This window comes from Sphingobacterium sp. (genome assembly GCF_032065005.1).
Classification (GTDB): Bacteria; Bacteroidota; Bacteroidia; order Sphingobacteriales; family Sphingobacteriaceae; genus Sphingobacterium.
Window position 1 is genome coordinate 161,533 of the sequence record NZ_DAMBMM010000006.1, and the last position, 23,250, is coordinate 184,782.

Sequence of the window (23,250 nt, forward strand, 5' to 3'; positions counted from 1 at the left end):
GGTCTCATTCGAGACACATTCGGAAAATTCGGAATATGTCTCGAATGAGACTAAACTTTATTCAGTATGTAACTCTCAAAAAAAAGACCCTCTGAAATTAGGTCTTATCTAGTTTAACAATTGGGATTGAAAACCTAAATGCAATAAAAAAGGGATGACCTATAGGACATCCCTTTTCTATCGTTATATAAAAATATTATCTAACTGGAGTGAACACGTAAGTGTCATCGAAGAAAGAACCAGTTCCTGAATTACCAGTACTGATGTATCCTTTTCCTTTGATTGCGAAAGCAATTGATTTTTCACGAGCTGAAGGGATAGATTCGCTACCATCAGACCATGCGTTTTCAGCTGGGTTATATTTCCATACTGTACTCACAACACCAGTTTGAGAGCGTCCAGAAACTACATAACCATTGTTGCCAATAGTAAATGCACTTGCATTGACACGTCTTGCATCTTTGTTATCTTCAGTAAGAGATTTTCTCTTTTCCCATTTAGTACCATCAAATGAATAGAAATCATTCGTTGGAACACCATTGGAAATACCACCACCTACATAAGCTACATTATTGATCACGAATGCATAAGCACCCATTTTCTTGTTGCTGAATGAAGTAGCAATTTCAGTCCATTTGTCTGTAGCAGGATCATATTTATAGAAATCTGAGAAAGTCTCATCAGTAGCATTATTACCACCTAATCCTACGTATGCTGCATTACCTAAAGTAAATGCAACTGCAGAATGACGAGCATCACCTGGGAAATCAGCAATTTTTTTCCATGCATTGGTTGCAGGGTCATACTGATAAAAATCTTTTAGAGGTCCGGAAGTAACCCCGTCATTTCCAAAACCTAATCCTACATATCCTTTTCCAGCAACTGCAAAACCAACTCCACTATGTCTTTTAGGACCAGTGAATTCTGCTTTTTTAGTCCAAGAAGTACCGTCGAATGAATAAGAGTCACTTAATAACTCATTATTTTTCATTTGTCCACCCACTAAATAAGCTACGTCATTGATTGTAAATGTTGCAGCACCATTTCTTGGTTTACCTGTAAGAACGATAGATGTTTCCCATTCAGTTGGACCAGTATCTGTATCTGTTGATTCCTCTTTTTTACATGAGTTAAATGTAGTAATTGCGAAGGCTCCTATCAAAAGTAGTACAAGCCAATTTCTCTTATTCATAGACTATTTAAATTTTGTATATACGATATTTAATTTAACTTTCGGTTCATTGTTTTGTGTCGCCAAAACGCTGGTATAAGGTGTAAAACCTAGACCTGCGGTCGGGAACATGGATAAGAATAAAGATTTATTACCCCATTCTGCATCCGTGGTATTTTTAATATACTCAATCATATTAAAAGTATACCTACCTTTTTTTCCTAAATTATCTGATTTAATGTATTGCGCAAATTGAGGGTCCCTTCCAAATGGCTGATGCACATAAGAAAGTGGAATCCTATTATCAGCAATCATTAATATTGGGTTTGGAATAGCTGGCATATAACCGGTATGCAAGGTTTCTAATTCAATAATCAGTTCTGCTTTATTGACAGCCAGTCCCTGTTGGGCCAAGAATTCCTTTAAAGCAGGAAACTTGATTTCAGTAACAACACCTGTTCCACCTTGTAAATAGGTGATTCCAGCCGTATTCTTGCTCTCAAGGGCTTGGGTTGAACTCAATCCTTCAAATACTGTACCCTGTACATCCTTGTCAAATTGATTGTACTGGAAAGTCTTTTCGGTCATGTTCAACACCTTAGATCCGGTTTTCTTGAAACCATCCGACCCCAGATAAGAATAGTTAACCTTAACCTGTAGGGTGTCAGAGAAACCGATAATCGCTGTATTCGTTTCGGCAGAAACCAAACTCAAGCCTTTAAAGTATTCCTGGAAATTGGAAGCTGAATTGAATGCAATATCAGAAGCTTTGATCTTGTTGAAGAACTCCGTACCCAATGCATCATTCAAGCGCATGGAAACCGTATCTTTCTTAGACTTCTTAGGTAAGAACTTTACAGAACCCAATTCATTTGCTGCATAACTGAACTTTTGATGGCCAAAAATTGCCGGTCCAGTAATATAGAATGGATTTGGCTGCCCATTGAAAGAATTATCTATAGTTTTTGTTTCTAAAGATTGGGTCAATCGGTGTGCAGAAATGGTCTGAAGTTTCGTGGTATCACCATATGCAATCCTCCAATAACTTGGTACCAACACTAAGTTTAAGGAGTCAAATTTGGCATTTGTAGGGATATCACTAGTTATACCTGTAGGGTTTAGTCGGAAATATGAAGTAGACTTCAAACTACCGGTGGTTGGTTGTGAAACTTTACCTACCAAGACCACTCCGCTACCTGAGGTAGGGATATTTGGCATCTGCACGGTTGAAACGGTAGCACTCAGCGTATCATCTGAGGTTACGTTTAGGTTATCAAGATTGTCGTTATCCAACGAGATTGACATATCCTTATCACAACTTATTGTAAAGAGTGCACTTAAACCAAGAGTAGCAAAAAGAATAATTCGTAATTGTTTAATCATAAAATCATTAGTCTAGCAAAAGTATGGATTGCAGAAGTTTATCCCATGTTATTAAATGTTAAAATACACATCCAAAAACATGATTAATGGACTTAATTGACTTCTTCCATGAAAAATCTTTTGTAAGCAGCATAAATCTATTGAGCAAATAACGTATTATTAAGCAGAAATGCGACAATTTAAGTAGCACTTTGTTAATCAGTGTTATAATTTGTTAAAAGCCCACCAATATTTATGCGGAGCAAATCTACTAATTTAAATTTGTTTTAATTATGTTAAAAAAGTATAAAATATTGCTCGCTTCCATTGTCCTCACCATCGCTGGGATTATCGTTGTGCTGGGTTTTTGGTTATTTGGAAGTTATTTCGGCCATAAACAGTTCTTTTTGGGAATGACCGAACATGAGCTATTTGATGTGGTTCAGGACTTTTACAGCGAAAACGAGGAGCAGATCCAGAAGGAAAACCAAAATCAACGTAAGGACAGAATTGATAGGCTATCCATTGCTTTTAAAGAAAAATATCCGCAAATAAATGTAGATACCATAAAAAGCATCTTCGAGAACCAGAACTTCAACCGCAAGAACGATCGACAGAACGGAAGTGACTCCACAGGCAATTCCAAGAGCAAGATGAGCCGGCATTTTATTTCATCCTATGTCGTGCGCACCATCAATTGGAACGAGGCCACCATTGACTCCTTGCAGATTCGCCTGGAAAAATCATTACGGGAAAGGGACATGTACTCGCCTTTTATATTGCAGATATCAAATCTGCCCAATGAAGAGGAGCGCAATAAGGAATTTTACCACCAACGCTATAAGGAAAGTAAATCTAGGCCCATTGTAATCGACCAAAGCGAAAACCTTTATCTCGAAGTAGATTACATCAATCCTACCGTGTACCTCTTAAAGCAGATCGGTTGGCAGCTTTTATTCTCATTAATTTTGATCATTGCATTGATCGGAACATTCTGGACCCTGTTGGTGACCATCCGCAAACAGAACCAATTGGCCAAGATGCGGAAAGCCTTTGTGAACAACATGACCCATGAGCTAAAGACACCTGTCTCAACGGTAATGGCTGCCATAGAGTCTATACAGCGTTATGGTGCAAAGGATGACAAGGAACGGATGAATAGGTACCTATCGATTTCCCGTCAGGAACTGGAGCACCTATCTGACATGATAGAAAGGGTGTTGCAGGTGGATGTCGCTGAAACTAACGGCGTCTTGCTGGAAAAGACTTGGTTTGACCTCGACAATTTGATCGATGAATCGATGGAGAACGCTAAACTGTTTGCCAAAAAGGAAGTAGATATCCAAAAAACGATTACCGGGGACTCCTTCCAAATCTTTGCGGATCAAGCCCATATTAAAAACGTCATCAATAACCTACTCGACAACGCCATCAAGTATGCTGGAGATCAGGTGAAAATAAATATCGCACTTTCTGAAAACGGGGACAGATACAGACTTTCTATACAAGATAATGGCATAGGAATCCCCAAAGCCTATCAAAAAGGGGTGTTCGATCTGTTTTTCCGGGTGCCATCCGGCAATATTCACAATGTGAAAGGCTTCGGGCTAGGCCTTGCCTATGTCAAGCAAATCGTACAGCAACATCAAGGGACTATAGATTTGAGCAGCGAAGAGGCAGTTGGCAGTACTTTTGTTATAGATTTACCAAAGCAGTCCTAATTCCATGTATTGGAATGGGGGCATTTTGGTTAGCCAATTCAAATTAGGGAAATGACAAACATCTTATATGTAGAAGACGAGGAAAGCCTGGCCATGATTGTTTCTGACAGTTTGGAGGAACATGGTTTTGAAGTTCGGCATGTGCTGAATGGACAGCAGGCTATTGTATTCCATAACAAGTATAAACCGGACATTATTGTATTGGATGTGATGATGCCTATCATGGATGGATTCACGACGGCCAAGGAGATCAGGAAGACCGACCTGCTCACGCCCATAATTTTCCTGACTGCGATGACCCAGACGGAAGATGTGGTCAAGGGCTTTAAATTAGGGGCCAACGACTATATCCGGAAACCTTTTAAAATCGAAGAACTGATTGTCCGGATCGAAGCTGCGCTCAAAAAGGTGGGACAAAGCATGTCCCCTAGCAAATTGATTCTCGGAAATTACACCCTCGATAGTGCAAAAAACACCCTCAGCATTGGGGATTCCACCGAAAAGCTCTCCTATAGGGAGTCTGAACTGCTGAAGAGATTGATCGAAAACAAGGATAAGGTTGTCCCGAGGGACGAAATCATCCGTACCTATTGGAGCAATGACACGTATTTCACCGGCCGTAGCTTGGATGTGTTCATCAGCCGCATCCGGAAATACCTCGCTCAGGATGAACGGATCAAGATCAGCAATATCCGTGGGGTTGGCTATATGCTGTCGGTCGATTAATTTTTATTACATTAGAACTATGAAGGCACTGATTATTGTAGATGTTCAATACGATTTTTTACCGGGCGGATCATTGGAAGTAGCTAAAGGCGATGAAATCCTCCCTATTATAAACAGTATCCAAAAAGATTACGATTTAGTGGTTGCAACGCAGGATTGGCACCCCCAAGACCACCTGAGCTTTGCCAGCAAGCACGAAGGCAAATTGCCCTTTGAGGTCATTGATCTGGACGGCCTTGAACAAGTCCTTTGGCCAGACCATTGCGTACAGGAAAGCTATGGTGCACAGATTTCTGAAGAACTAGATAGCAGCAGAATTGAGGCCATCTTCAGAAAGGGCATGGACCCTAGAATTGATAGCTATAGCGGATTCTATGATAATGGCAAAAGGAAAGACACGGGATTGGCCGGTTACTTGAAGGCAAGAAAGATTGACGAAGTTCATGTATGTGGCTTAGCGGCAGACTTCTGTGTATTCTTTACGGCAATGGATGCAATCTCGGAAGGTTTCAAGACCAGCATTATTTCCAAGGCAACAAAAGCGATAGATAAAGGTGCTTTCATGGAAAAGAAAAACACCTTTATCCAGGCAGGGGGTTCATTAATCTAATTATTTCCCCCAACGCCATTCTCCTGAAATCATTAAAGGCTCTTTCAATCCTTTAGATTCCAAGAATTTCACAATTTCATCATCCGAAAATCGTTGTGCTGGAATTGCTTTGGCATTGGCCAAGGCATATAGGTAGGCTGCACCTACTTTTACGGTCTGCTCCAATCCCTTTTTATCAACCAGACTGAAAACGTCATTGTCAGAATGGTAATATAAGCCGGCATTGTTAGGCAACTTGCCTCCTGTTGCAGATCCTGTAGGGATCCCCTGCATCATAAATGGCTGGTGATCGCTGTGCAATCCTGCCCCTGAGGCATTTTTATTCTTAAAATCGGTATCTACTTCGGCATATATTCCACCCAAGGAATCCAATAATGGCATCATTTCATCCCTACTTGTCGAGAATCCTGTAGGCGCATTGGTCATATCAAAGTTCAACATATATTTGATCTGACCCAATGTCCCATTCTTGATAGCTTCGGCTACATAGGCTTTTGAACCCAACAAGCCTTGTTCCTCGCCCATAAAGAGGACGAAATCAATGGAACGCTTTGGTTTTAGGTTCAGCTTTTTGAAAGTTCTCGCCATATCAATAATCGCATAGGATCCCAAACCATTGTCAATAGCTCCGGTCGCTAGGTCCCAACTGTCTAGGTGGCCCCCGATAACAATCTTTTCTTCGGGCAACTCAGAACCTTTAATGGAAACAATAATATTCCTGGCCGTTGCTTCCTCCGCCTTATTGCGCATATTGATCTCGGCCTGTACCTTTTCCTTAGCTAAGGTCTCTTTCCATTTCATACCATCTTCGAATCCGATACAGATCGCTGGGATATCGATCAATTTCCCGGTAATGGAAGCTGTACCAGTAAGTAGCACATTGCCCTTCACACTGTTGATAAATACAATCCCTTTAGCGCCATATTTCTCTGCTAAGGCTGTTTTTTCGGAACGGTGTAGATTTTTTAGGTTCTCTCCGGAATTAGGGAGAATGTGCAGGTAGACCAAGGCAATTTTCCCCTTGACTTTGTCGCCAACCTTTTGATAGTCGGCCTCCAGGCCATTGCCTAGATCGACTAGATCCGCGGTGATATCGACCTTGACAGGAGAATGTGCCAAAGATACGGTAGGAACCTCGCTGTTGTTGAGCTTGAGGTGCAGCGATTCACGAGCCCAGCTCTGCGCGGAAAAAGGTTGGTACTTGACCTCATAACCATAGGACTTCAATAGGTTGAACACATGTTCTTCGGCTTTCTTGCCCTGTTCAGAACCCGTTAAGCGATGCCCTAGGTTTTCGGTACTGTATTTTAAACGTTCATAGGCTTCCGAATTGGTATTGATATCTTCATAAATACGCTGGAAGTCGGTTTTCAGATTATCTTGTGCTGATGCAAACTGATAACTTAATAAAAGGCAGATTAGGCAAATTCTTTTCATAATAAATGAATTTACGAAATCATTCTTAATTCGCTATCATTTTGCGAATTTCCATTGCACGTAATTGATGTTTTTATCTTCAGCCAAATACTTTTTCTCATAGTAGGTCTTGATGGACAACACCTCATCAACTAAATCTGAATGATATAGGTCTTTGGTTTCCTTCAGTTTTGGCAAGCCCTGTAGGTCGATTTGCTCCAAAGTATAAGCGAAGAAGCCATCGTTATCCGTTTTGAGGTGCATGATACCCTCTGGCACCAGGATCTCTTTATATCTTTCCAAAAAGACAGGATTTGTCAAGCGCTTCTTTTCACGGCTATCTTGAGGTTGCGGGTCAGGGAAGGTAATCCAGATCTCAGACACTTCTCCTTTTTCAAAATGTTCCAAGATGGTCTCGATCTGAATCCGCAGAAAACCAACATTATCAATGCCTTCTTCCAAGGCAGTCTTAGCACCACGCCAGATCCTGTTCCCTTTATAGTCAATACCAATAAAATTCTTTTCAGGAAACAATTTCGCAAGGTTTACGGTATATTCACCCTTACCGCACGCCAACTCCAGGATCAAAGGCTTGTCATTCTGGAAGAAATCCTTGGCCCATTTACCCTTATATTCTTTTCCTGCATCCAACTGTACCACATTCTTAAAAGTGGATACTTCAGCGAATTTTCTTAGTTTATCCTTACCCATAGCTGATAATTAAGTCGCAAAATTAACCTTATATTTGTATAAATAATACTTCAGGTGGAAAAACAAGCGAAAATTTACGTAGCAGGGCATAGAGGTATGGTCGGATCGGCTATTTACCGCAAGTTAAAAGAGTTAGGTTTTGAAAATATCATAGTTAGGACTTCCAAGGAACTGGACCTTCGTGACCAACAGGCCGTAAAAGAATTCTTTGAAACTGAAAAACCCGAGTATGTTTTCCTTGCTGCAGCCAAAGTTGGAGGCATCATGGCCAATAACGTCTATAGAGCCGATTTTATCTATGAGAACTTAGCCATCCAAAACAATGTCATCCATTATTCCCATGAAAATGATGTCAAAAAGCTGATGTTCCTTGGCTCAAGCTGCATCTACCCTAAGATGGCCCCTCAACCTTTGAAAGAAGATTATTTATTGACCGGAACGCTTGAACCGACCAATGAACCATATGCGATTGCCAAAATCGCGGGTATCAAGATGGTCGAATCCTATCGAATGCAGTACGATGATAATTACATCTCTGTCATGCCTACAAATCTTTACGGCATCAATGATAACTACCACCCTGAGAACTCCCATGTATTGCCGGCCTTGATCAGAAAGTTTCATGAAGCAAAGGTCAACAACAGTCCTACCGTAAATATCTGGGGGTCAGGAAAGCCTTTGCGTGAGTTTATGTTTGCAGATGACTTGGCAGATGCCTGTGTATTCCTGATGGAAAATTACAATGACCTGCAGTTTGTGAATATAGGCGTAGGTGAGGACATCAGTATCCGCGAGCTTGCAGAGTTGATTAAAGAAGTCGTAGGATTCCAAGGTGAACTGGAATTCGACAGCAGCAAACCTGATGGTACTCCAAGAAAATTAATGGATGTAAGCAAATTGACCAGCTTAGGATGGAAAGCAAGGACCAACCTGAAAGAAGGCATTAAATTAGCTTATGAGGATTTCTTGAAAAAGAATGAAGCTTAAGAGCAATTAATAGGCTTCACTGTCCTTTGGAATACCATATACATTGTCCTGAACACTTTCTTCTGCCGTAATCATTGGAGGATGATTAGGAGGAATAGGGTTCGCAGCAACGGCTTCCACTAACTCTTCTTTTTTCTTTTTCTTCTTCTTGTTTTTCGGTTTGATCAAAGAGGTTAGCTTATCGATAACCGCAGTGACCTTGCTTTGGTTCACTTGGCTTGCCACCGTTTCGGAACCGAACAGCACAAGACCTTTCTTCAACCAGCCTGCATTTTTCAATAAAGTACGGTTTAATACTAAAGGAAGTCCCAATTGCAGGGTCTTGGTCAACCAATCAGCTTTGTTGTTCTTATTGGTCACTTGGCTGATCCCAGAAAACAACCCTTTTACGGTGGAAACACCAGGAACACGGTTGAAGATCATATTCGCAATGCGCGCCGGAGCTTCTACCTTATGTTTCAGTAATTCGTATTGATTCAACAAAAAAGCCTCCTGCTCCTTCTTCTGTACCTTAAGGCGAGCAATCTCTGCTGTCAACTCATCAAAATTCGTAACCTTTGTTCTCATATCCTGATTAAACTCGTTCTTTTTCTTCCTTTAATTCTTCCTCAACTTCATTTACGGCTTCACGCACCTCTTCCTTGATCTCTTCGATCTCATCGTCATGATCATCGGCATCCCACTTAGACATAATGCGCTTAATGGAGATGTTCATGAACTTCTCTTCGAGCTTTGGCTCAAATGCCTTGATCAATAACAGAATAACAAAAAAGATCCCTCCTGTCGCTAAAAACCCTAGAGAATAACTCCCCAGTAATTCCCCCAAGTAGAACCCTAAGGCCAGGGAAACAAAAAACACAATCAGCAATGACAATAAAACCTTACTGCCATCCACAATCAGAGAGCCCACGATCCTAGAGGATCTAGATAGCGCTTTCAGTTTAGCTAATTCAATCTGGGTCTCAATGTATTCTTTAGATTTATCGAATACTTCAGAAAACGAAAATTTTTGTTCTTCCATGCACGTAATTCCATATCATAGATTCCAAGACTATCGGGAGATAGTCCTGGACCTATTATTTAAAAATTTTTAATAATCTAAGGTTTGCTCTGTAGCACTAAGCGTGTTCTTCGATCTCTTCATCGATCGAATCTTCTGCTTTGCCTAGCTTAGATTTTACCGCCGCAACGATTTTATCTTTAAAATCAGTCAACTGATCGAATTGTTCTTCTGCGCGTTCTTTGATTGCATCCGTTAAATCAGCTAATGATTCATTAAATTTCTCTCTAGTCTCACTTCCTTTTTCAGGTGCGAAAATAATACCTAAAACTGCACCTGCGGCTAGTCCAGCCAACAGCGCTGTTACAATTTTACCGTTATCCTTCATTTTATACTGCAATTTAGTTGTTAAACCAATTTCTATTTCATTTAATACTATTATAACAAAAAATAGACCGAATCGTTTTATTTATTAAAAATTTAGCCAATCCCGTCAATTTCAGGCTACATTACACCTATTGTAATTCAGTAAAATTTAAGAAATTGTTAGCATTAACCAAACATCATTTGTTTTATACATAATTTATTTACTTTTAGTGATATTAAATATCGTTAAAATGTTGGTAAAAACCTACTGCAGTGCTGTCTTCGGGATTAATGCAACGAGCATAACCGTGGAAGTTAATGTTACCCCAGGAATAAATTACTATATCGTCGGACTACCTGACAACGCTGTCAAAGAAAGTATACAAAGAGTAGAAAGCGCCATATTGTCAAATGGTTTCTATATGCCCCGGCAAAAGATCATCATCAATTTAGCTCCCGCAAACATCCGCAAAGAAGGTTCTTCCTATGACCTAGCCATTGCAATGGGCGTATTAGCAGCTTCAAGGCAAGTTATCTCTGATCGCCTTAATAAATATGTTATCCTTGGGGAATTATCTTTAGACGGAAAGATACATCCCGTAAAAGGGGTTTTATCAATCGCCCTTCAGGCAAAGCAAGATGGCTTCCATGGCATCATCTTACCCATCGAAAATGCAGAAGAAGCTGCAATTGTTTCCGGTATTGAGGTCTATGGAATAAGGTCCTTTAATGAAGCAGTACAGTTTGTGCAAGGAACCCTAGCTATCATCCCCACCCTCGTAAATATCAACGATCGCTTTGCAAAACTGATGAACAGCTACGATTTGGATTTTGCGGACGTCAAGGGTCAGGAAAACATTAAAAGGGCATTGGAAATCGCTGCTGCCGGAGGTCATAATGTTATATTGATTGGTCCTCCGGGAGCTGGAAAGACGATGCTTGCGAAAAGATTGCCGACAATCCTACCACCATTAACCGTCGATGAATCTCTGGAGACCACCAAGATACATTCCGTTTCAGGTCAATTACCTAGCTCAACCTCTTTGATGACCATCCGTCCCTTCCGATCACCTCATCATACTATTTCCGATGTCGCACTTGTTGGCGGCGGATCGCATCCGCAACCTGGAGAAATCTCCTTGGCGCATAACGGGGTTTTATTCCTGGATGAATTGCCAGAGTTTAAGCGTTCTGTTCTTGAAGTCATGCGTCAGCCTTTGGAATCCAGGTCTATTACCATTTCAAGGTCCAAGTTCAGTGTAGATTACCCTGCCAGCTTTATGCTGATCGCTTCCATGAATCCCTGCCCTTGTGGCTTTTACAACCATCCCAGCAGACGTTGTATCTGTGGGTCATATGCCGTACAGAAATACATCAGTAAAATATCCGGGCCTTTATTGGATAGGATAGACATCCATATTGAGGTAACCCCAGTCGAATTTAATGAACTGAGTAGCCATAAATCTTCTGAGAAAAGCGAGGATGTTAGGGAGAGGGTCATCAAAGCACGTAAAATTCAAGAACAGCGTTTTAAAAAGCAACCCAATATCCATAGTAATGCCCAGATGAGAGCTAGGAACATCCAAGAAACCTGCATTATTGACGAAGGCGGTAGACGGCTCCTAAAAATGGCGATGGAAAGGCTCAATCTCTCGGCGAGATCCTATGACCGAATCCTAAAGGTGGCCAGAACCATTGCTGACCTCGAAGGTTCTATCGAAATCAGTAATGAACATCTTGCTGAAGCCATTCAATTAAGAAGTTTGGATAGAGAAAATTGGACGGGCTAGGCCAATCTAACCTATTCCTTTAGATTCCCTTCCGCAAAAGCTTTAAACCTGTTCAAAACGGATTGACAGAATTCTTGTTGCAATCCTAATTCAGTTTTTTCTTCGGGTTCAAATTGCTCGACGATAGTTGTATTCCCGTCCTGCTCCGTGAAATGCACGACCGACTTCCTGCCATCCTCCTGCAAGAGCTCAATCCGAGCAAACGGAATGACCAATGTATAGTTGCCTTTATAATTAAACCCTTCCGAACCATCTTTCTTCTCCATCCGGAAATCAAAAGCCCCACCTGTCCGAACGTCATTGATTACCTTGGGACAATGCCAATCCTGGAATGGAACGTTCCATATCATTACAAACTCTTCTTTTGTCCACATCTCCCATACCTGCTCCTTACTTCCTTGCACCTTTACCTTAGCCTCTAACGTATCTTTCATAACATCTTTTATTTAATGATCTAAATTATCAGATAATTGCTTTCTAAAACTTGCCCTATGGCAAGAATTTAGAAATGTGAAAAACGAAAAAACCTCTCATGTGTTCCTAGATAAAACATAAGCATGAATCCAAAACTTATATGGGCAAATTATAGTGTTAAGTCCGCAAAACGCACACATGAATTCTATACCAGGCTAGGCTTTATATCCAATACCCCTCCCAAAAGCACGGACCTTGAAATGGCCAGCTTCTTTTTCGGAGAGAATAAATTTGTCATACATTTTTTCGAAGAGGGAACCAGTCAAATTGACAAATATATCCCAGAAGGCTCCAATACCGATGGCATTATTTTTACGCTTTCGGCTGATACGGAGAAAGAAGTACAGGAATTTGAAGAGATGGTTAAGGAGGCAGGTGGACAGATCATCCAACCGCTTAAAAGAGATGAAAACAATTATTATGGATTTGCATTCTCAGATCCTGACGGGCACAAGTTCAATGTCCTCCTGATGGACAACATGTAAATGAAACCCTTAGAACTGTGCGATAAAGTGTTTAATGATCCAAGGATAGGCAATAATGGTAAACAGCAATCCCGTTAGAGCTCCAAACAAGTGGGCATCATGGTTGATTCCATCATTAGAATTCTTGGAAGCCCAAATACAGTATCCCAAATACACAAAAGCGAAAATATAGGCTGGCATTGGAATAATCATAAAGATACCCAGCATCATCTTTGGATTGAAAAGGATATAACTGAACAGCACGGCACTGATAGCGCCAGATGCTCCCAAGCTATGGTAGCCATAATTATCTTTTTGGCGAATGACCGTAGGGATATCACTTAAGATCAATGAAATAATGTACAGCAAGGCAAATAACAAGTGCCCCATAGGACCACTTATTTCTACAAAGATCTGCTCAAGTCCAAATCCAAAGTAATAGAAGGTGATCATATTAAAGATCAGGTGCATCCAATCCTTATGGATCAATCCACTGGTCAGGATCAGGTACCATTTACTTTTATCTCGAGAAACAGAATAGGGATGCAACATCAGTTTCCCAAACCACTGCGGATTAGAAAAGACATAAATACTTAAACCGATAGTAAGGGCAAAAATCAAACTAGCCACAGGAGTAGCGGTAAGGGAATGTAGTATCATCTAAAAACGGTCTTCTAGTAAAAATAAATAGAGCTCTTTAGGTCCATGCGCACCCAACACCAATCTCTTCTCGATATCCGCTGTTCGACTTGGCCCTGTAATGGTGGTAATCATGGTTGGCATCTCATCGCCATACTTTTCCTTGATTTGAGCCATGGCATGTTTAACATCCATAACCAATTGGGAAGCTCTGGCAATGACAATATGTACTGGAGGGTATACGCTCAGTCTACGGCCTGACTCTGACGCATTGGAGATCATGATACTTCCATTTCTGGCGATCAAAGACTCACAAGTCGTGATACTTGCTTCAATTTCATCCAAAGCCTGCTGCGACTTCCGGAAAGGGAATCCGTATTGATCCAACATCTGTTGAAGCGGCTTCTCCCAAACAAAGATCTTGCTGATATTGATCTTTTCCACCAGGATAATCAGGTTTTCGATCAGGTTGATCTCCCCATCGCAGTAAATGAATTTACCGGACATCTGGGTAAATTCCCTAGCAAAAGTCACATCCAATGAATCTTCCTCATCTTTGTACAAAGCCGTTTCTTCAAACATAGGGTGTGGGTTCTCCCTTTTTTGAAGAAGTGCCTGCCGAATTTTCTTCAGCATTTTCTCTTTCGCTGTCGTATTCCTGATATTCATAATATAAAAACAAACAGGACTGAAAGTCCTGTCTGTTACTTTATTTTGATAATTTTTATTCTGAATCTAATTGTTTCGGCTCCTCGTTAGACGATTGAACATCTTCTCTATCGGTTGTAGGAATCGGCAAATCAGTCTGTGGAACCCCACCACCATCAGCACCGCCATTGACAAACTCGTCATAGGTCGTTTTATTGCTGAAAGGGCGTTTTCCTAAGATCTCTTCCAAATCAGTCTGGAACAAGATCTCTTTCTCCAATAGTTTCTCGGCAATCTTCACCAAACCGTCTTGTTTATCCAACAACAACTGCTTCGTTCTGTCGTACACTTCGGAGATCAATACCCTTACCTCATCATCGATCAGCTCTGCTGTTTGATCCGAATAAGGTTTCTGGAATTGGCTATCGCCAGAACTGTCCCTGAAAGAAACATTACCAACCTTATGGTTCATACCATAAACAGCAGTCATGGCATAGGCCAATTTCGTAATGCGCTCCAAGTCGTTCTGTGCACCGGTACTGATTCTACCAAATGTGATATCCTCAGCAACACGACCACCCATTGTCATACACATACTGTCAATCAATTGCTCGGTAGTGTACAGGAACTGTTCTTTTGGAAGGTACTGTGCATATCCTAACGCAGCAACACCACGCGGAACGATAGATACCTTAACCAAAGGATCTGCATGTTCCAAGAACCAACCTGCGATCGCATGTCCTGCCTCGTGGTAAGCCACGATTTTCTTCTCTTCAGGAGAGATAATCTTATTCTTTTTCTCCAGACCACCGATGACACGGTCAATCGCGTCTTGGAAATCTTGCATTTCAATTGCTTTTTTGTTCTTACGTGCAGCGATCAAAGCGGCCTCATTACAAACGTTGGCAATTTCAGCACCTGCGAATCCAGGAGTCTGCGCCGATAATTTCTTCGCATCTACCTCTTCGGCAAGTTTCAATGGTTTCAGGTGAACATTAAAGATCTGTTCACGACCTATCAAGTCTGGTTTGTCGATAGAGATCTGCCTATCGAAACGTCCCGGACGCAATAAAGCCGAGTCCAATACATCCAGACGGTTGGTTGCAGCAAGGATAATAACCCCTACGTTGGTACCGAAACCATCCATTTCCACCAATAATTGGTTCAATGTATTCTCACGTTCATCATTTCCACCCATGATGGAATTCTTTCCACGGGCCCTACCAATAGCATCAATCTCATCAATAAAGATGATACATGGAGCCTTTTCCTTCGCCTGTTTGAACAAGTCGCGTACACGAGATGCACCTACTCCGACAAACATTTCTACGAAGTCTGAACCTGACAAGGAGAAGAAAGGTACTTGCGCTTCACCGGCTACTGCTTTCGCCAATAAAGTCTTACCTGTTCCCGGAGGGCCTACCAATAAGGCTCCCTTCGGAATCTTACCTCCCAAATCAGTATATTTTTTAGGATTCTTTAGGAAATCCACGATCTCCATCACCTCTTCCTTAGCCTCTTCTAAGCCGGCTACATCATTAAAAGTGATATTGATCTGCGATTCTTTGTCAAACAATTGGGCTTTGGATTTACCAATATTAAAAATGGCACCTCCACCAGCTCCTGCTCCACCGTTCATACGGCGCATCAGGAATATCCAAATCACAACAATGATCAGCAATGGCAACATGAAGGAAATAAACCATCCCGCCCATGGATTGGTTCTATCTTCATAGGTCACACCAATTTTTGGTTGACCAACTGCCAAACTGTCTTGAGAGGCATTTAACTTCTGCTCAAGAATCTCTGCTGATGGTTCTGTAAATTGAAATTGGGGTCCTGTCGAATTAGAAAAAGATAGGTTGTTGGGACTGCTGGAAATGTTTTTGTATTTCTCTTGGTCTAATCTATCGCTTTTTATATATACTTCGACATCGATCAGGTCATTGCTTTTATAGGCAACGAGCTTCTCAACATCCCCAGGGATAAGCATGGTCTGTTCGAACTCCTTGTAGGTAATTTTCTTCGATGACTCTCCACTAAACAAGTATTGAAGCCCAAAAAACCCTACGATCATCGCAATCCAAAGCCAGATCATATTAAATTTCGGTGGCATTGGCGTAATCTTCTTACTCGGAACTTTCTTCATTTATTACTCTTATTCTACGTTTCACAACAATTATTATGCGCTCTGGTATTTGCTCATGTGCGCATCCCCCCACAGGTCCTCTATCCTATAATGCTCCCGCTTATCTGTTTTAAAGATATGAACTACTACATCGATAAAATCAAGCAGAATCCATTCGCCGTTGCCCTGGCCTTCTTTATGCCATGGGTCTTGGCCAAATGCTTTATAAACTTCATCTTCAACGCTCTTGGCTATCGCGTTTACTTGAACCGTAGAATCAGCATGGCAGATTACAAAATAGTCAGACAAGGTGCCGTTCACCTCTCGCATATCCATCCTCACGATTTCGTTGCCTTTTTTCTCCTGCATCCCATGGATCACCACATCTGCTAGCTTCTCTGACAACAAAGATTTTTTGTTTTTACTCATTAAGATTTATTATACTTTTGACTAATAAATTGTTTCAAACTATTTTTTAATATAATATCTTTTGCAAAATAACACATTTTCGGGAGAATCACTACGCCAAACACTAATTGTTTTGGACGAGATCGGCTCTACCAATGATTATTTGAAATCTCAATTGTCAAATTTCAAGCCACTAGCCGAATGGACTGCCATTATGGCAAAAAACCAGACCCAAGGCCGTGGTCAACGCGAGAACTCTTGGTCATCTGAACCAAACAGCAATATCACCTTCAGTTTCGTCCTGTACCCAACCTTCTTAAATCTTCAAAAACACTTCATACTGAACATGTTAATCAGTCTGGGGATAATCGATTGGCTCAAATCCCTTTCGGTCGACGCCAGTATCAAATGGCCAAATGATATCATGATCGGAGATAAAAAGGTAACAGGGATCTTAATTGAAAACAGCAGCAATAGCCGTGAAATCAAGCAGTCGGTAATAGGCATTGGGGTGAATGTCAACCAAAAGCAATTTTTTGGCGAGCTTGTAAACACTGCCAGTTCAATATTTAATGAGACCGGGCTTTTTATCCCTGACCTAAAAACAGCATGTATTAACCTCTTGTTACAAATTCAGCAAAGAGTGGAAGAGTATCGCTCCAAGAAGATAACAGATGCGGACCTATTGGAAGCCTATAACCAACAGCTGTTCAGACGAGCTGTTCCGGCAAAATATGCGTCCGATAATCAGATTTTTGAGGCCACCTTACTCAGGGTGGAAGAAAACGGTGGATTAATCCTGAAGGTAGACGATGAAGAGCGTCGATATTATTTCAAGGAAGTTGTATTTATAATGCAATAAAATCATTACATCTACATTAAATATTGGAGATAATACTAACTTTGAATTAAACTTTATGGACATAAATTAGTCACACATAAGAATAAAACGGTTATTTATGAAAAAAATAAATCTATTAATTGCATTTTTAGTGTTTGCCGTATCTGGGACATTTGCTCAGGTGGTAAACCCTGTAAAATGGTCAGTAGGCTTTAAGAAACTCCCTAACAACGAAGCTGTCATCTTATTAAAGGCCAATGTAGAACAAGGCTGGCATATTTACGGATTGAACGTACCTTCCGGAGGCCCAATCTCTACCTCCTTTACCTTTACTCCTGCAAATGGAGCAAAGATCACTGGAAAACCAGCAGCTAAAGAGCCAAAAACGAAGTTTGAGGACGTGTTCAAAATGAATGTCCCTTACTATAACGGAGAAGTTGTATTCCAACAAAAAGTTAAATTGGCAAACAACAAACCAACGACGGTTAAAGGTGTAGCAACATTTATGGCTTGTGATAAAGAGCGTTGTTTACCACCAGATGAGTACGAATTTGCAGTTACAATCAAGTAACAAATCAATAAAGAAAGAAACCAAAAGGCAGGATAACCCCTGCCTTTTTCTTAATTTATCCCGATAATAATCAAATATGTTTAGCTTAAAAAATGCCTTAATAGCCTTAAGTTGGCTATTTCTTATAGCAATAACTCCCCTAAAAGGAATTTCCCAAGATACACTTATCAATATTGAAGACGTTGAATTTAGCTCTGGCCAAGAAGAAAGCAGTTCAGGCGATAGCTTGATCACGGACTTTGGCGATGTAGAGTTTTCCGATGGAACCGACACTGCTGCATCAGCGACGGATAGCACAGCTGTAAGTCCAACGGTGGTGTCTTCAGACGGACAATCCGAAAGCACTTCGCTATGGGGGATTTTCATCGAAGGGCTCCTAGGTGGTTTCTTGGCATTCTTGATGCCTTGTATCTTCCCGATGGTTCCTTTGACCGTTAGTTTCTTCACAAAAAAATCAGCCTCTAAATTACAGGCAGTATCCCAAGCCTTAACCTATGGCTTGTTTATCATTGTCATCTATGTGGCCTTAGGAATGTTGATTACCATCGCATTCGGTCCTGAGGCACTCAATGCCCTATCGACCAATGGGGTGTTCAACTTCTTCTTTTTCTTGATGCTCGTCTTCTTTGCAGCATCATTCTTTGGAGCATTTGAAATCACCTTGCCGAGCAAGTTTGTGAATAAGATCGACGAAAAATCCGACAAAGGTGGTATGATCGGCTACTTCTTTATGGCAGCCAGTTTAGCCGTGGTATCCTTTTCTTGTACCGGTCCGATCATCGGAACGGTATTGGTAAATGCTGCCGTTAAAGGCGACCGCTTAGGCCCTGCCATTGCCATGTTTGGATTTTCATTCGCATTAGCGATTCCATTTGTATTATTTGCCATGTTCCCTGCCCTATTGAAATCCATGCCTAAATCCGGCGGTTGGTTAAATAGCGTCAAGGTGGTACTTGGTTTCTTGGAACTTGCCCTAGCATTGAAGTTCTTGTCCAACGTGGATTTGGCTTACAACTGGCAATTCCTTGACCGCGAGGTATTCCTGGCACTTTGGATCGTGATCTTTGGATTGATGGGCCTATACCTGATCGGAAAGATCAAGTTTGCCCATGATAGCGATCTAAAATACATGTCCGTTCCGCGGACAGTCATTTCCATCCTGGTCTTTTCCTTTGTGGTCTATATGATCCCTGGGATGTGGGGAGCACCATTGAAATCCATCGCTGCTTTCTTACCTCCAATCGGTACGCAAGATTTTGACATCTCCGCTGGAACACAAGCTGGAGGCGGACATGCTATTTCAGCAGATGCCACAAGCCGTAAGTATTTCAACCACTTCCATGATCGTGCAACAATCAAGGGAATGGATCCATATTATGATTATGATGAAGCATTAGCCGCAGCAAAAGCACAGGACAAACCTTTATTGGTAGACTTTACAGGCTGGAACTGTGTAAACTGTAGAAAAATGGAAGCAGACGTTTGGTCTGATCCAGGGATCAAGCAAATGATCAATGAAAACTTTATCCTTGCCGAACTCTATGTGGATGACTACGATTTGAAATTACCTGAAGCTGAACAGTTCGTTTCTGAAACTACCGGTAAGAAAATCAACACCGTCGGCAGAAAGAACACAGATTTCCAGATTTCTAAATTTAACTCAAACTCACAACCGTTATACGCAATGTTAGATAACAACGAAGAACTATTGGTTCCTACCAGTGGTGCCAACTATAACATCGAAAGCTACAGGGCATATCTGCAATCGGCAATTGATGCTTATAAGGCAAAGAAATAGGCTTTCTAACAATTTAATACACAAAAAATAAGTATTTCGGTATATTTGAACTATGAGCAACATTAACAACATCGCAGTATTGACGTCCGGAGGAGATTCCCCCGGCATGAATGCAGGAATTCGTGCAGTTATCAGAACAGGAATCTATCACGGTAAAAATATGTTTGGTATCCGCAGAGGATATGACGGAATGGTACAAGGAGATATTACTCCAATGGACGCTAAATCCGTAGCCAACATTATCCAACGTGGTGGTACCATCCTTAAAACTGCAAGAAGCGATGAATTCCGTACCGTAGAGGGTAGGAAGCAAGCTTATGAAAACCTTAAGAAACATAATATCGACGCTTTGGTCGTAATTGGTGGTGACGGCACGTTTACTGGAGCATCCAAATTTATCGAAGAGTTTGACATTCCTATCATCGGGATGCCCGGAACGATCGACAATGACCTAAACGGTACAGATTTTACCATCGGATATGACACAGCGATCAATACGGTGGTAGAGGCTGTGGATAAAATCAGAGATACAGCAGAATCCCATGACCGTCTATTCGTCGTAGAAGTAATGGGTAGAGACTCTGGACTGATCGCTTTGCGTTCAGGTATCAGTACAGGTGCAGAAGCGGTTCTAATCCCTGAGTTGGAGGTGGATTATGATGCGATCATGAAGCGCCTTGACAAAACCAGAAAAAACAAATCTTCCCGTATAATCATTGTTGCTGAAGGGGATAAAGAAGGCGGAATGGTCGTAGCGGAAAAGATCCAAGCGAACTTCCCTGCCTACGATGTACGTCTATCGATCTTAGGTCACATACAGCGTGGTGGTTCACCAACCTGTATGGACCGTGTATTGGCAAGCCGCTTAGGAGTTGCTGCCGTAGAAGGGCTTATTGAAGGCCGTAAAGCTGAAATGGCGGGCTTAATCTGCGGAAACGTCCAATTTACTCCATTCAATAAAGCAATCAAGCATATCGATAAAGTAAACGAGAATCTTACTCGTATCGTAGAGATCCTATCTCTATAAGATATGATTCTAAAAAATAGAGGGGTAGCTTGAACAGCTGCCCCTTCTTTTTTGCACAAACCTGCAATTTTATTTAAGTATTCTTTTGGTCTTATTCGAGACACATTCCGAATTTTCCGAATGTGTCTCGAATTAGACCAAAGTAAATCCCGAAGGCTAATATTCATTTTTAATTCCTTATTTTATTTTAAAACTGCATGCTTACCTTTGTTTAAATTTAAATGTGATGCAAATAACTCAACTCTACCAGATTTATAAAGAATTCCCAAAAGTTTGTACGGACACCCGTCAGATCAGCAAGGACTGTCTGTTTTTTGCGCTGAAGGGCGATAACTTCAATGGCAATAGTTTTGCGGACCAAGCCTTGGCTGCTGGCGCAAAATACGTGATCATTGATGATAGCAGCTATTACAAGGAAGATCCAGCCTATATCTTGGTAGATGATGTGTTGGGTACCTTGCAGGATTTAGCGAGGTTCCACAGGAAACATTTAAAAATGCCTTTCATCGGCATCACAGGCACCAACGGCAAGACAACGAGCAAGGAACTGTTGAACAGTGTTCTTTCACAGAAGTTCAACAGCTATGCCACCAAGGGCAACCTGAACAACCATATAGGCGTGCCTTTGACCATTCTGTCCCTTACCGAAGATATTGAAATCGCCATCGTGGAGATGGGCGCAAATCATGTGGGTGAAATCGCCTTTTTATGTGAGATTTCCCAACCTACCCATGGTTTTATTACCAATGTCGGCAAAGCGCACCTGGAAGGATTCGGCTCATTCGAAGGAGTCATGAAAGCCAAAGGTGAACTCTATGATTTTCTTCGCGACCATCAAGGACAGATCTACGTTCAGGGCGATAATGAATACCTGATGCAGATGGCCGCAGACAGAGGCCTTCAGAACGTCATCCACTATGGTTTTTCCGAGGAGAATGATGTTCAGGGTGGATTGGTAGTGGCCGACCCCTACCTGACCATATTTTGGAACACGAAAGGGGAAGAGGATAGACAGGAAGTAAAGACGCATTTAACCGGAGCATACAATATTGAGAACATGCTGGCCGCTGTAGCGCTTGGAAAGACCTTTGGGTTGAGCACCGAACAGATCAATGATGGTTTGGCAAACTACGTTCCCCAGAATAACCGCTCGCAGATTACCAAAACAGACAAGAATACCATCATTGCCGATTATTACAATGCAAATGCCAGCAGCATGGCTGCAGCATTGGGCAATCTGGATGTTATCCAGGCGGACCGTAAAGTTGCAATCTTAGGTGACATGTTTGAAATGGGGGATCAGAGTGAAATCGAACACCGAAAGGTCATCGAGAAGGCAAAGAGTCTAAAATTAGACCGTTTGATTTTTGTTGGCAAGGCCTTTTATGCTTTGAAGGATGATGAAGCGAGTTACTTTGCTAGCACAGATGAGCTTAAAAAAGATCTTCAGGAACATCCTTTGGAAGACTTCATGATCTTGCTGAAGGCATCAAGAGGCATGGCGTTTGAAAAATTAATGGAGATACTCTAATGCTAGAGCTTAAGGGCGTCCACCATATTGCCATTATCTGTAGCGACTATGCTATTTCCAAGGCATTTTACACCGAAGTGTTAGGCCTGACCATTTTACAGGAAACCTATAGAGAGGCGAGAGATTCCTACAAATTGGATCTAGCTCTTCATGGCGAATATATCATTGAATTGTTCTCTTTCCCCAATCCCGCGGATAGGCCAAGCTACCCAGAAGCAAGAGGACTGAGACATCTCGCTTTCAAAGTGGAGGATATAGAAAAACAGGCGGAAGAATTGAATAAAGCGGGTATAAAAACAGAGCCCATCCGTATTGATGAAACAAGCAATAAGAAATTTACTTTTTTCACCGATCCAGATGGGCTTCCTTTGGAGCTTTATGAAATTTAATCCTTACCTACTTCTAGGTTCAGTTCCTTTTCTTTATTGATTAAATTCGAGATACTGGTATCATTTAAGATCTGCAGCATGGCATTTCTCACTTCGATAAAGGTATCTCTGATGCCACAGGCATGTTCTTCCACACATTCTTCACAAGAACGATAGAAATTCAAGCTGACACATGGCAATAAGGCAATGGGACCATCGATAAGGCGCATGACCTGCGATAGGTAGATGTCTTCAGGAGCTTTGTTCAAGCTGTAGCCACCACCTGCACCTTTTTTGGAATAAAGAATACCTGCATTACGCATTTCCAATAAGATCTGCTCTAGGAACTTTTTGGGGATACGTTCTTCTTCAGCAATCTTGCCGATCTGCATGGGTTCTTTCCCATAGTTTCTGCCTAATACCATTAGGGCTTTTATCGCGTATTTCGTTTTCTTCGATAGCATATCAAACCGATCTGGTCTTACCTTTCAAA

General features: G+C 41.4%; 25 protein-coding genes. 12 read left to right on the forward strand and 13 right to left on the reverse strand.

Going from position 1 to position 23,250, the window contains the following annotated elements; all coding sequences use genetic code 11:
* Positions 1-196 precede the first annotated feature (196 nt).
* Positions 197-1,162 (reverse strand): kelch repeat-containing protein, encoded by a 966-nt coding sequence (locus tag RT138_RS11580; RefSeq protein WP_313190806.1) that lies wholly within the window; start codon positions 1,160-1,162, stop codon positions 197-199.
* A 33-nt stretch (positions 1,163-1,195) separates the two neighbouring features.
* A complete protein-coding gene (locus RT138_RS11585; protein ID WP_313190807.1) occupies positions 1,196-2,554 on the reverse strand; it encodes a DUF4270 family protein in 1,359 nt (452 codons plus the stop codon).
* Between the two features lie 272 nt (positions 2,555-2,826).
* Between RT138_RS11585 and RT138_RS11590 the strand changes: the two genes are divergently transcribed.
* Genes RT138_RS11590 through pncA form a run of 3 tightly spaced genes read left to right on the forward strand, consistent with a single transcriptional unit; the run spans position 2,827 to position 5,590 of the window.
* Positions 2,827-4,254, forward strand: a complete 1,428-nt coding sequence (locus RT138_RS11590; RefSeq protein WP_313190808.1) for a HAMP domain-containing sensor histidine kinase — start codon at positions 2,827-2,829, stop codon at positions 4,252-4,254.
* A 51-nt stretch (positions 4,255-4,305) separates the two neighbouring features.
* The gene (locus RT138_RS11595; RefSeq protein WP_185215809.1) at positions 4,306-4,980 is read left to right on the forward strand and encodes a response regulator transcription factor; all 675 of its coding nucleotides are present in this window, start codon (positions 4,306-4,308) and stop codon (positions 4,978-4,980) included.
* 19 nt (positions 4,981-4,999) lie between these two features.
* Entirely contained in the window at positions 5,000-5,590 is a 591-nt protein-coding gene (gene pncA, locus RT138_RS11600; protein ID WP_313190809.1) for a bifunctional nicotinamidase/pyrazinamidase, read from the forward strand.
* Here pncA and RT138_RS11605 read toward each other — a convergent pair whose 3' ends face one another.
* The gene (locus RT138_RS11605; protein WP_313190810.1) at positions 5,591-7,027 is read right to left on the reverse strand and encodes a M28 family peptidase; all 1,437 of its coding nucleotides are present in this window, start codon (positions 7,025-7,027) and stop codon (positions 5,591-5,593) included.
* Between the two features lie 36 nt (positions 7,028-7,063).
* Positions 7,064-7,717, reverse strand: coding sequence for a tRNA (guanosine(46)-N7)-methyltransferase TrmB (gene trmB / locus RT138_RS11610; protein ID WP_313190811.1), 654 nt, complete (start codon positions 7,715-7,717; stop codon positions 7,064-7,066).
* Between the two features lie 54 nt (positions 7,718-7,771).
* On the opposite strand from trmB, the gene RT138_RS11615 reads away from it, so the two are divergent.
* On the forward strand, positions 7,772-8,704 hold the full coding sequence (locus RT138_RS11615; RefSeq protein ID WP_313190812.1) for a GDP-L-fucose synthase: 933 nt from the start codon (positions 7,772-7,774) through the stop codon (positions 8,702-8,704).
* Between the two features lie 6 nt (positions 8,705-8,710).
* Here RT138_RS11615 and RT138_RS11620 read toward each other — a convergent pair whose 3' ends face one another.
* From RT138_RS11620 to RT138_RS11630, 3 genes are all read right to left on the reverse strand, one after another.
* Positions 8,711-9,271, reverse strand: a complete 561-nt coding sequence (locus RT138_RS11620; protein WP_313190813.1) for a hypothetical protein — start codon at positions 9,269-9,271, stop codon at positions 8,711-8,713.
* Between the two features lie 7 nt (positions 9,272-9,278).
* The gene (locus tag RT138_RS11625) at positions 9,279-9,725 is read right to left on the reverse strand and encodes a hypothetical protein (RefSeq protein ID WP_313190814.1); all 447 of its coding nucleotides are present in this window, start codon (positions 9,723-9,725) and stop codon (positions 9,279-9,281) included.
* A 97-nt stretch (positions 9,726-9,822) separates the two neighbouring features.
* Complete coding sequence (locus RT138_RS11630) at positions 9,823-10,092, reverse strand: YtxH domain-containing protein (protein WP_313190815.1); 270 nt, start codon at positions 10,090-10,092, stop codon at positions 9,823-9,825.
* 229 nt (positions 10,093-10,321) lie between these two features.
* On the opposite strand from RT138_RS11630, the gene RT138_RS11635 reads away from it, so the two are divergent.
* Positions 10,322-11,860, forward strand: coding sequence for a YifB family Mg chelatase-like AAA ATPase (locus RT138_RS11635; protein WP_313190816.1), 1,539 nt, complete (start codon positions 10,322-10,324; stop codon positions 11,858-11,860).
* 11 nt (positions 11,861-11,871) lie between these two features.
* Here RT138_RS11635 and RT138_RS11640 read toward each other — a convergent pair whose 3' ends face one another.
* Positions 11,872-12,294, reverse strand: coding sequence for an SRPBCC domain-containing protein (locus tag RT138_RS11640; protein ID WP_313190817.1), 423 nt, complete (start codon positions 12,292-12,294; stop codon positions 11,872-11,874).
* 123 nt (positions 12,295-12,417) lie between these two features.
* On the opposite strand from RT138_RS11640, the gene RT138_RS11645 reads away from it, so the two are divergent.
* Entirely contained in the window at positions 12,418-12,819 is a 402-nt protein-coding gene (locus RT138_RS11645; RefSeq protein WP_313190818.1) for a VOC family protein, read from the forward strand.
* A gap of 9 nt (positions 12,820-12,828) precedes the next feature.
* Here the strand turns inward: RT138_RS11645 and RT138_RS11650 are convergent, their stop codons facing one another.
* From RT138_RS11650 to rsfS, 4 genes are read right to left on the reverse strand one after another with little or no spacing between them, the layout of a single operon-like run.
* Positions 12,829-13,458, reverse strand: a complete 630-nt coding sequence (locus RT138_RS11650) for a rhomboid family intramembrane serine protease (RefSeq protein ID WP_185212942.1) — start codon at positions 13,456-13,458, stop codon at positions 12,829-12,831.
* Positions 13,459-14,106, reverse strand: a complete 648-nt coding sequence (locus RT138_RS11655; protein WP_313190819.1) for an LUD domain-containing protein — start codon at positions 14,104-14,106, stop codon at positions 13,459-13,461.
* Positions 14,107-14,161: 55 nt separating this feature from the next.
* Complete coding sequence (gene ftsH, locus RT138_RS11660; RefSeq protein ID WP_313190820.1) at positions 14,162-16,234, reverse strand: ATP-dependent zinc metalloprotease FtsH; 2,073 nt, start codon at positions 16,232-16,234, stop codon at positions 14,162-14,164.
* A 33-nt stretch (positions 16,235-16,267) separates the two neighbouring features.
* Complete coding sequence (rsfS, locus tag RT138_RS11665) at positions 16,268-16,642, reverse strand: ribosome silencing factor (RefSeq protein ID WP_093101305.1); 375 nt, start codon at positions 16,640-16,642, stop codon at positions 16,268-16,270.
* 61 nt (positions 16,643-16,703) lie between these two features.
* Between rsfS and RT138_RS11670 the strand changes: the two genes are divergently transcribed.
* The 6 genes from RT138_RS11670 to RT138_RS11695 all read left to right on the forward strand — a co-directional run bounded on the left by RT138_RS11670 (position 16,704) and on the right by RT138_RS11695 (position 22,778).
* Positions 16,704-17,483 (forward strand): biotin--[acetyl-CoA-carboxylase] ligase, encoded by a 780-nt coding sequence (locus tag RT138_RS11670; RefSeq protein WP_313190821.1) that lies wholly within the window; start codon positions 16,704-16,706, stop codon positions 17,481-17,483.
* A gap of 97 nt (positions 17,484-17,580) precedes the next feature.
* Positions 17,581-18,033, forward strand: a complete 453-nt coding sequence (locus RT138_RS11675; RefSeq protein ID WP_185212938.1) for a protein-disulfide reductase DsbD domain-containing protein — start codon at positions 17,581-17,583, stop codon at positions 18,031-18,033.
* Positions 18,034-18,109: 76 nt separating this feature from the next.
* Positions 18,110-19,831, forward strand: a complete 1,722-nt coding sequence (locus tag RT138_RS11680; RefSeq protein WP_313190822.1) for a cytochrome c biogenesis protein CcdA — start codon at positions 18,110-18,112, stop codon at positions 19,829-19,831.
* A 52-nt stretch (positions 19,832-19,883) separates the two neighbouring features.
* Positions 19,884-20,858: a 6-phosphofructokinase gene (gene pfkA, locus RT138_RS11685; protein ID WP_185212936.1), complete on the forward strand. Its 975-nt coding sequence runs from the start codon at positions 19,884-19,886 to the stop codon at positions 20,856-20,858.
* Positions 20,859-21,084: 226 nt separating this feature from the next.
* A complete protein-coding gene (gene murF, locus RT138_RS11690) occupies positions 21,085-22,389 on the forward strand; it encodes a UDP-N-acetylmuramoyl-tripeptide--D-alanyl-D-alanine ligase (protein WP_313190823.1) in 1,305 nt (434 codons plus the stop codon).
* Complete coding sequence (locus RT138_RS11695) at positions 22,389-22,778, forward strand: VOC family protein (RefSeq protein WP_313190824.1); 390 nt, start codon at positions 22,389-22,391, stop codon at positions 22,776-22,778. Before murF ends, RT138_RS11695 begins: the two co-directional genes overlap by 1 nt.
* Here RT138_RS11695 and RT138_RS11700 read toward each other — a convergent pair.
* The gene (locus RT138_RS11700; protein WP_093101291.1) at positions 22,775-23,221 is read right to left on the reverse strand and encodes an RrF2 family transcriptional regulator; all 447 of its coding nucleotides are present in this window, start codon (positions 23,219-23,221) and stop codon (positions 22,775-22,777) included. The genes RT138_RS11695 and RT138_RS11700 overlap by 4 nt on opposite strands.
* Positions 23,222-23,250: the final 29 nt, after the last annotated feature.

Coding starts and splice junctions, on each gene's coding strand:
- RT138_RS11585 (WP_313190807.1), bottom strand. CDS start 2,554: ATGATTAAACAATTACGAATTATTCTTTTTGCTACTCTTGGTTTAAGT.
- RT138_RS11590 (WP_313190808.1), top strand. CDS start 2,827: ATGTTAAAAAAGTATAAAATATTGCTCGCTTCCATTGTCCTCACCATC.
- RT138_RS11595 (WP_185215809.1), top strand. CDS start 4,306: ATGACAAACATCTTATATGTAGAAGACGAGGAAAGCCTGGCCATGATT.
- pncA (WP_313190809.1), top strand. CDS start 5,000: ATGAAGGCACTGATTATTGTAGATGTTCAATACGATTTTTTACCGGGC.
- RT138_RS11605 (WP_313190810.1), bottom strand. CDS start 7,027: ATGAAAAGAATTTGCCTAATCTGCCTTTTATTAAGTTATCAGTTTGCA.
- trmB (WP_313190811.1), bottom strand. CDS start 7,717: ATGGGTAAGGATAAACTAAGAAAATTCGCTGAAGTATCCACTTTTAAG.
- RT138_RS11620 (WP_313190813.1), bottom strand. CDS start 9,271: ATGAGAACAAAGGTTACGAATTTTGATGAGTTGACAGCAGAGATTGCT.
- RT138_RS11625 (WP_313190814.1), bottom strand. CDS start 9,725: ATGGAAGAACAAAAATTTTCGTTTTCTGAAGTATTCGATAAATCTAAA.
- RT138_RS11630 (WP_313190815.1), bottom strand. CDS start 10,092: ATGAAGGATAACGGTAAAATTGTAACAGCGCTGTTGGCTGGACTAGCC.
- RT138_RS11635 (WP_313190816.1), top strand. CDS start 10,322: ATGTTGGTAAAAACCTACTGCAGTGCTGTCTTCGGGATTAATGCAACG.
- RT138_RS11640 (WP_313190817.1), bottom strand. CDS start 12,294: ATGAAAGATACGTTAGAGGCTAAGGTAAAGGTGCAAGGAAGTAAGGAG.
- RT138_RS11645 (WP_313190818.1), top strand. CDS start 12,418: ATGAATCCAAAACTTATATGGGCAAATTATAGTGTTAAGTCCGCAAAA.
- RT138_RS11650 (WP_185212942.1), bottom strand. CDS start 13,458: ATGATACTACATTCCCTTACCGCTACTCCTGTGGCTAGTTTGATTTTT.
- RT138_RS11655 (WP_313190819.1), bottom strand. CDS start 14,106: ATGAATATCAGGAATACGACAGCGAAAGAGAAAATGCTGAAGAAAATT.
- ftsH (WP_313190820.1), bottom strand. CDS start 16,234: ATGAAGAAAGTTCCGAGTAAGAAGATTACGCCAATGCCACCGAAATTT.
- rsfS (WP_093101305.1), bottom strand. CDS start 16,642: ATGAGTAAAAACAAAAAATCTTTGTTGTCAGAGAAGCTAGCAGATGTG.
- RT138_RS11675 (WP_185212938.1), top strand. CDS start 17,581: ATGAAAAAAATAAATCTATTAATTGCATTTTTAGTGTTTGCCGTATCT.
- RT138_RS11680 (WP_313190822.1), top strand. CDS start 18,110: ATGTTTAGCTTAAAAAATGCCTTAATAGCCTTAAGTTGGCTATTTCTT.
- pfkA (WP_185212936.1), top strand. CDS start 19,884: ATGAGCAACATTAACAACATCGCAGTATTGACGTCCGGAGGAGATTCC.
- murF (WP_313190823.1), top strand. CDS start 21,085: ATGCAAATAACTCAACTCTACCAGATTTATAAAGAATTCCCAAAAGTT.
- RT138_RS11695 (WP_313190824.1), top strand. CDS start 22,389: ATGCTAGAGCTTAAGGGCGTCCACCATATTGCCATTATCTGTAGCGAC.
- RT138_RS11700 (WP_093101291.1), bottom strand. CDS start 23,221: ATGCTATCGAAGAAAACGAAATACGCGATAAAAGCCCTAATGGTATTA.